At 55.9% G+C, this 6,638-nt stretch carries 10 protein-coding genes; 1 reads left to right on the plus strand and 9 read right to left on the minus strand.

The features are described 5' to 3' along the window. Nucleotides 1-66 precede the first annotated feature (66 nt). Genes CS369_RS11405 through CS369_RS25175 form a run of 6 tightly spaced genes read right to left on the minus strand, consistent with a single transcriptional unit; the run spans nt 67 to nt 2,898 of the window. Nucleotides 67-876, minus strand: a complete 810-nt coding sequence (locus tag CS369_RS11405; RefSeq protein ID WP_196907175.1) for an ABC transporter ATP-binding protein — start codon at nt 874-876, stop codon at nt 67-69. 2 nt (nt 877-878) lie between these two features. After that, nucleotides 879-1,097 carry a hypothetical protein gene (locus tag CS369_RS11410; protein ID WP_196907176.1) on the minus strand — a complete coding sequence of 73 codons (219 nt, stop codon included), beginning with the start codon at nt 1,095-1,097 and terminating at the stop codon, nt 879-881. Then, the gene (locus CS369_RS11415) at nt 1,060-1,221 is read right to left on the minus strand and encodes a hypothetical protein (protein ID WP_196907177.1); all 162 of its coding nucleotides are present in this window, start codon (nt 1,219-1,221) and stop codon (nt 1,060-1,062) included. Before CS369_RS11415 ends, CS369_RS11410 begins: the two co-directional genes overlap by 38 nt. Beyond that, nucleotides 1,206-2,195, minus strand: coding sequence for an ATP-binding cassette domain-containing protein (locus CS369_RS11420; RefSeq protein WP_280514771.1), 990 nt, complete (start codon nt 2,193-2,195; stop codon nt 1,206-1,208). The genes CS369_RS11415 and CS369_RS11420 overlap by 16 nt, the downstream gene beginning before the upstream one ends. Nucleotides 2,196-2,212: 17 nt before the next feature. After that, on the minus strand, nt 2,213-2,578 hold the full coding sequence (locus CS369_RS11425) for an ATP-binding cassette domain-containing protein (RefSeq protein WP_196907179.1): 366 nt from the start codon (nt 2,576-2,578) through the stop codon (nt 2,213-2,215). Further along, nucleotides 2,575-2,898 (minus strand): ABC transporter permease subunit, encoded by a 324-nt coding sequence (locus tag CS369_RS25175; RefSeq protein ID WP_196907180.1) that lies wholly within the window; start codon nt 2,896-2,898, stop codon nt 2,575-2,577. Before CS369_RS25175 ends, CS369_RS11425 begins: the two co-directional genes overlap by 4 nt. A gap of 201 nt (nt 2,899-3,099) precedes the next feature. Between CS369_RS25175 and CS369_RS25180 the strand changes: the two genes are divergently transcribed. Next, entirely contained in the window at nt 3,100-3,258 is a 159-nt protein-coding gene (locus CS369_RS25180; protein WP_196907181.1) for a hypothetical protein, read from the plus strand. 52 nt (nt 3,259-3,310) lie between these two features. Here CS369_RS25180 and CS369_RS11440 read toward each other — a convergent pair whose 3' ends face one another. Genes CS369_RS11440 through CS369_RS11450 form a run of 3 tightly spaced genes read right to left on the minus strand, consistent with a single transcriptional unit; the run spans nt 3,311 to nt 6,356 of the window. Beyond that, nucleotides 3,311-4,264, minus strand: a complete 954-nt coding sequence (locus CS369_RS11440; protein WP_196907182.1) for an ABC transporter permease — start codon at nt 4,262-4,264, stop codon at nt 3,311-3,313. Beyond that, complete coding sequence (locus tag CS369_RS11445; RefSeq protein WP_196907183.1) at nt 4,254-5,789, minus strand: ABC transporter substrate-binding protein; 1,536 nt, start codon at nt 5,787-5,789, stop codon at nt 4,254-4,256. The genes CS369_RS11440 and CS369_RS11445 overlap by 11 nt, the downstream gene beginning before the upstream one ends. A 54-nt stretch (nt 5,790-5,843) precedes the next feature. Beyond that, nucleotides 5,844-6,356: a TonB-dependent receptor domain-containing protein gene (locus CS369_RS11450; protein WP_196907184.1), complete on the minus strand. Its 513-nt coding sequence runs from the start codon at nt 6,354-6,356 to the stop codon at nt 5,844-5,846. Nucleotides 6,357-6,638: the final 282 nt, after the last annotated feature.

The raw sequence follows: 6,638 nt of genomic DNA on the forward strand, positions 1-6,638 counted from the left end.
GAGATGTTGTGTAACAGAGGCGAGCGGGGCTGATAACCAAAATCAATCTGATCAAACACCACTTCGTTATTCTGAGGGAACCGGCTTGGTATCGGTTCCGGTTGCAGCGGGATCGTCAGCAACGTGGCAAGCCGCCTTAACGCGGCTTTCGCCATGCGCAAAGATTGTGCACTGTGGCTCAGCGTGGTGACGCACAGAGATCCCAAGCGCAATCACCAGAAATGGTAACAGTTCTGTCATCCCGAGCATCCCCTGGTGCATAAACCCTATACCGCCGACCAACATCAACAAGGTAATCGGCGCGATGATCACGGCAGACAAGCACTCGGGTTTGATCAACGGCAGTGCCCAATCCAGGGAAAAACGCTGAAAATCCGATGTTGCCCGACTGTAAGCCTGGTGGGCTTTACCACTGAGACCAAAGGTCTTTACCACGGTGATGCCCTGCACGTACTCCACCACCGATTGGTTCACCTGTGCCAGCGCCGTGCCGTATTCCGGCATTTTGCGTTGACACCCCTTCTGCACCTGACGGTAGAACACCATAAACAGCAACAGCGGCACCAAGGCAACCAGCGTCATGTGCCAGTCAACCCACCGCAGATAGCCGTAGACAAACAGCAACGTAGCGCTCGCATTGGTGATATTAAGCCAGGCGTGCGCCACCAGATGATGAATCGCCGTGACATCATCCTGAAGTCCTTGTTTGATCCGCCCGCTGCTCTGGGCAGTAAACCAGCCGAGCGGTGCCTGAGATAAACGTTGCGCTAATTGGCGGCGTAGCGACAAGGCCAAATGATTATCGGCCAGATGGGTAATCAGTTCCGCCAGACTGCGCAGGGCCAAACCGGAAGCCAGACAGACGCAGGCCAGCATAATTACGCGCCAGGACCCTGATGCCGCGTTAACGACGCACCCATCAGCACCTTAATCAATTCACATAATTCAACCAGCGGGACCAATACCAACCCCGCAGAAAACATTTGCAGCAGAGCGGCAAGCGCAATCCACCACCGAATAGGCGCTAACAGTGACGTCGGTTTGATACTCTCAAGCGAATCAGTAGGTGACGATATAGGGATTATCGGCTCCGTCATTAACGAGCTCTCCTTGTTGCTGGGGTAATGAAGGGGTGATGCCCGACGCTGGGCTAAGCAGTAACACCCGATGACACAACGCACGTACACTTTCCACCTGATGCGTGATCAGCAACAGTGCCATGTGATGTTCATGGGAAAGTCGTTGTAAAAAACAAGAATTTTTCTGGCGGTGAGCGCATCCAGCGCTGAAGTGACTTCGTCACAAATCAAGATGGCGGGTTTAGCTGCCAGCGCGCGTGCCAGTGCAACCCGCTGCAATTCCCCGCCGGAGAGTTGTGCCGGAAAGCGTCGCGCATAAGCGGCGGGCAAGACCACCACAGCCAGCAAGTGTTCGACACTGTGCTTCTGATGGGTGCCATAACGCCGCAATGCCTGTTGTAACTGTGCACCAACGCGCCGAAAGGGATTGAGAGTCCGAGCCGGGTCCTGCGGTACCAGCGCCACCGCCTGCTGTTGATAACGTTGACGCTGTCTAACCGCCGTCGCCAACGGTTCCCCCGCTAAGTACAGCATTCCTTGTCGCGGTGCCAGAAGGCCTATCACGGTTTTAGCCAGCGTGCTTTTCCCCACGTCAGACACCCCGTGTAATGCCACCATTTCTCCGGCATAAAGCTGCAAAGACAACGGCGGCAGCGGGTTTCCAGAGCACGGTAGAGCCAGCAACAGACGATCGAGTTCAAGCACCGGGGCAGCGCGCGTAGCGACCGGCATAGCGATCGGTGCAATATCCGGTGCCTGCCACTGCTTCAACAAGGGAACATCATTCTGAGCAAGTAGGCTGGTCATGGGGCCATATGCCTGCTGCTGCCCTTGCTCTAACACCAGGATATTAGTTGCCAGGTTGCGCACACTGGTCACATCATGGCTGATAAGGAGCAACGCACCGCGATACTGTCGCTGCCAGCGACTGAGCAACGCCATCATGCTATAGCGCTGTGCGTCATCGATTCCGGCGAAAGGTTCATCCAACAGGAGTAATCGAGACCGTTTGAGCAGCACGCGAATTAACGCCACGCGCCGCCGTTGACCACCAGACAGTTGATACGGATAACGATGCAGGAAGGTGTTATCCGTGGGTAATCCCATTGCGTGCAATAACGTGACGGCGTCACTTAATGCTTCAGGTGTTTTGATACAAACTCCAGCAACAGTTGCTCAACACGCTGAGTGGGTACCAGTTCCTGTGCCGGATCCTGCCCCAGCCAGGCGCACTGCTGTGCACGTAACCTTCGTAAACGCTCAGCGTCGGCGTCATGCACTGCGCAACCGCAACAGAAGATCTCCCCCGCTACCCTACGCATTCCCGGGGCAAACTCTCCGAGTAGCGCACGAAACAGGGAACTCTTTCCCGCCCCGCTGCACCCAACAACGGCCAAGGCTTCATCGGCATCAAGACAGAAAGAGATGCCAGCCAGCATCGGGTTACCTGCGGCGTCATCAACGCCTAATTTCGCTACCTGCAACACCGACGACATCATCTGTGCCCTCGGCGGTCAACGGCCCGATTGATCAACATCATAACGCAGGCGATGCTGACGGCAGGCAAGGACAGGGCACAGGGATTGAGCGCCATTCCTTCCAGGCTCTCTCGGACCATACTGGCCCAGTCATTCCCCTGCCCGACTGCATTGATGCCAAGAAAACTGGCAGCGGAAAACAGATAAAACGCGCCCACCAACCGTGTTGCCCCATCACCCAACAGCGCCGGGTATACCCCCGGCAGGATTTCACGTCGAAGCAATAGACCGGTAGAATCGCCAGCAGCACGGGCCACCATGACGTAATCACTGTCCAGCATTGGCTCAGCCAACGTGCGGTAAAAGGTGCGTTCAGCAGTATGATAGCGAATAGCAGCGTTAGGGGTGAGGGTCCGAGTGCGTAATAGGTCATCATCACGATCAATAACGGCGGCAACATCAGGATACTGTCTAACAGCGCCGTCAATGAATACCCGCGATCGGGTAGCACCAGCAGCCCCAAGCCCGTAACGAGACCAACCATGGACCCCGCGAACGTAGCCATCAGCGAAAATAGCAGCATGGCAACGCCGCCGTGCAAGGTACGGCTTAGCACATCGCGCCCCAGCCCATCGGTTCCACACCAAAACAGCGCATCCGGCGATTGCCACGGCAATCCTACGCTACGCGCCGGATCATAAGGCGCTAAAAACGGCGCGAACAGAACGCACAACAGCACCAATAGCACCGTTTTCATGCCGTTCTACGCCGCGTTATCAGGGTGGAAAGGATATCCGCCACCAGCCAGCACACAGCGGTATTCAGCGCCAGCAGCATCACAATCGCCTGAAGTAATGCGCCGTCTCGGGCATTAAACGCATCAACCCACATGCTGCCCAAGCCGGGGTAGCCAAATAGACGCTCAACCACAATCGCCCCGCCCAACAGATAAGGAAGGGTGACAGCAACAATTGGAATAAGCGAAGCCGCCGCGTTCGGCAATAAATAGTCGCGCAGCAGAGCTCCCGTCGTCACACCGTTTAATCGGGCACTGATGAACCACGGTGCCTGAACCTGCTGCAACAGCGTAACGCGTACCATCCGCAGCAGGTAACACCCGGCAACCAGCCCTAACGTCAACGTAGGCAGCACCAGATTACGCACCTGCTCGGCGATACTAGCGGTGTCTGCCATCAGGGATACCGCAGGCAATACCCCCAACCATACGGAAAAGATCAGAATGAGCAGTGTGGCAATCACAAACTCAGGGATACTCAACCCAGCCAGGGCCAGGGCGGATAACCATCGATCGGGCCATGCCCTGTGACGGAGCGCCGCGACAATCCCTCCGGAGAAGCCCAGCAGCAACATCACAACAGCCGCAACGGCCGCAAGCGTGGCACTTCGCTTCATGGCGGGCAGGACCACATCTGTCACGGGCCGCTGGCTCATCAGTGAACGGCCCCACTCACCGCTTAACGCGCCCTTCAACCAGTGCAGATAGCGCTCCATTACCGGTTTATCCAGCCCGTATTGATGACGCCAGTAGGCCAGAGCCGGCGGTGTTGCCCGCTCGCCCAGCGCCCTGTTCACCGCGTCACCGGGTGCGGTTGCCACCGCATAAAACGTCAGTACGCTCACCAGCCACAGCGAAAACAGCGTGGTCAACACCCGCAGCAGGCAGAATCGCTTCAGATTAACGACCATTTGCCCGCGAGCCTTTTATCCAGTCAGCATCGCCAAACAGCGGTACACCCTGACTTAATTCCACGCCCTGCAAGTCAGCAACCGCCGCTGACAATTGATCCCGGTACCCCCACACCAGATAGGGCCCATCATGCATGACTTGCCTTTGTAATTGCTGCAACAGTGGTTGCTGTAACGACGGTTCGGGCGTAGCGCGCAGGCGGGTCACTCGCTCTGCCATACTGGAGGGATACCATTCCCCGTAGTTATACGGATTATTGTCGCCGAACAGCACAGGTAGCGCGGCGACAAAGGGGCGATTGAGCGCAAACATCGCCATTAACGGTGTTTGATGGAGTCGCCGAATATCACTGAGATAGTCTGCCGGGTAAAGCCGCACCAGCGTCAACGTAACGCCGATCTCCGCAAGTTGCTGGCGCAGTAGTTCGGAGGCGTTGTTAAGCCCCGGGGTCAAATCGGTCGTCACCAACGTCAATGTGGTAATGCCTTTTTGCGCAAATACCTGACGAGCCGCCTCAACATCGTGTTTTATCGGCCAGGCCAACGTATTCCCGCCGGGCAAACCTTGACCAAACAGATCGTTACCCGGATAGCCATACCCTTCCAGCACCACATCCACTAACTGTTGGCGATTCACCAGTGCCTTCAGAGCCTGACGCACTTCAACATCGTTAAAGGGCAGAATACGCGTGTTCATGGAAAAATAGAAAGCGTTGGCACCGACGATACCGCTGCGCAGCACGCGATATTTAGGCTGTCCGTTCAACATGCGCGCACTGCTCACGGGGATATCAAACGCATAATCAGCGGCACCGCTCAACAACGCATTGACACGCGCAGCCGCATCGGCCAAGGGACGAATGACGATGCGCTCAAAGTAAACGGCAGGCTGCCAGGCATACGGATTACGCGTGAGTTCAGCACCGTTGATACCGTCAAAGAGACTCACTTGCCAGGGACCGCTGCACACCTGGAAATCGCCGGTCTGCGGACCGGCTTTCCACACCATGCTGGCCGCCGCCAGCACCGCGGGTACCAGATCGGCGCGCGGATGTCGCAGTTGTAACGTCAGCGTCAATGCATTCGTTACGGCACTCTGCGTAAAATCAACATCCTGAAAGAAACTGCCAAAACCGATGGACTGCGACAGCTGCTGTAGGCTGGTTAACACGTTGGTTGCCGATAAGCGACTGCCGTCAGAAAAATAGACATCGGAGCGCAAGCGTATCGTCCAGCGCGTGGCATCCTCATTCAGCTCAATGGCCGTAGCCAACTGGTACTCCAGCCGCCCATTGCGCCACCGAACCAGCACATCACACACGTTTCCCATCACCGCCCAGGGAAAGTAGGTTTGTGCCTGACCATATTCCAGCGTCTCATTTTGACTACCGAGCATGACCACCCGTAGCGTTTTGTCATCGCGCGTGGTATCAGCGACGTCACTATGTATCCAAAAGAACCCAACGGCTGCAACCAGCAGAGTAAGAAGTACAACAACCCGCAGTATTATTCTCTGTTTTCTCATCCGAATCCTGAATCCTGATAATGCCAGCGTGCACTGCGCCGTACGGCACAACGGCTACATGTGTACCTTCATTCCAGCATCGATTACTCGCCCGTGTCCCACGGTGACTACGTTCACGCCGGGCATATAGCTTATGCAGGTATACTGGGGCCACTCATTCGTCAGATTTTGCGCAAACAGGTACACATCCAGTGACGGGAACTCTAACCCAGCCCTGAGATTGATCTGGCGATAAGCGGGCAGCGTAAAGTTGTTATTCACATTCGCCTCACGCTGAGCGATAAACTGGTGCTGTGCCAGCGCAAACACATTGGCGTCAGGGATCCCCAACGCGTCGGCAGAGTCGTAATAGGTCAAGGTCATCGAGGTGGTAAAACTGGGAACCGCAGGAACACGATAGCCATCACGCGCTCCGGTTTTATCAGCCACGCTGGTGGACACATTACGCAGTTCTGCATGGGTGAATCCGACGCCGCCGCCAAATCGCCAGTGCTCCGCCACTTGCCATCCTCCGTCCAACTCCGCGCCATAGCTTGCGGTATCAATGGATTGTGGTGTAAAGACCATCGAATTCTTTTCTTTGGCAAACAGGTGCTCGTTTCGCACCTGGTTTTAAAACAGCGCCAGATTCCATTCACCACGCCCACCAGCGACACAGTTCTTGCTTCCGACCTCATAACTCCACGACGAAGACGCCTGATAGGGGTCATACCGCAAGCCGCTGGGGGCATTATTGGTGAAGTTGGGAAACCCTCCACTTTTGGTACCTCGCGCCACGCTGGTTATGTAAGCACAGAGGTTTTAGTTCCACGCACTTTTTGAGATTTCCGGGTTTTCAGCCATCAGCCG

This window comes from Candidatus Symbiopectobacterium sp. 'North America' (assembly GCF_015762685.1).
Taxonomy (GTDB): domain Bacteria; phylum Pseudomonadota; class Gammaproteobacteria; order Enterobacterales; family Enterobacteriaceae; genus Symbiopectobacterium.

Excerpts from the sequence above, each read along its gene's own strand:
- CS369_RS11405 (WP_196907175.1), bottom strand. The coding sequence starts at position 876 with ATGCTGGCCTGCGTCTGTCTGGCTTCCGGTTTGGCCCTGCGCAGTCTG.
- CS369_RS11410 (WP_196907176.1), bottom strand. The coding sequence starts at position 1,097 with ATGACGGAGCCGATAATCCCTATATCGTCACCTACTGATTCGCTTGAG.
- CS369_RS11415 (WP_196907177.1), bottom strand. The coding sequence starts at position 1,221 with ATGGCACTGTTGCTGATCACGCATCAGGTGGAAAGTGTACGTGCGTTG.
- CS369_RS11425 (WP_196907179.1), bottom strand. The coding sequence starts at position 2,578 with ATGATGTCGTCGGTGTTGCAGGTAGCGAAATTAGGCGTTGATGACGCC.
- CS369_RS25175 (WP_196907180.1), bottom strand. The coding sequence starts at position 2,898 with ATGCTGGACAGTGATTACGTCATGGTGGCCCGTGCTGCTGGCGATTCT.
- CS369_RS25180 (WP_196907181.1), top strand. The coding sequence starts at position 3,100 with ATGGACCCCGCGAACGTAGCCATCAGCGAAAATAGCAGCATGGCAACG.
- CS369_RS11440 (WP_196907182.1), bottom strand. The coding sequence starts at position 4,264 with ATGGTCGTTAATCTGAAGCGATTCTGCCTGCTGCGGGTGTTGACCACG.
- CS369_RS11445 (WP_196907183.1), bottom strand. The coding sequence starts at position 5,789 with ATGAGAAAACAGAGAATAATACTGCGGGTTGTTGTACTTCTTACTCTG.
- CS369_RS11450 (WP_196907184.1), bottom strand. The coding sequence starts at position 6,356 with ATGGTCTTTACACCACAATCCATTGATACCGCAAGCTATGGCGCGGAG.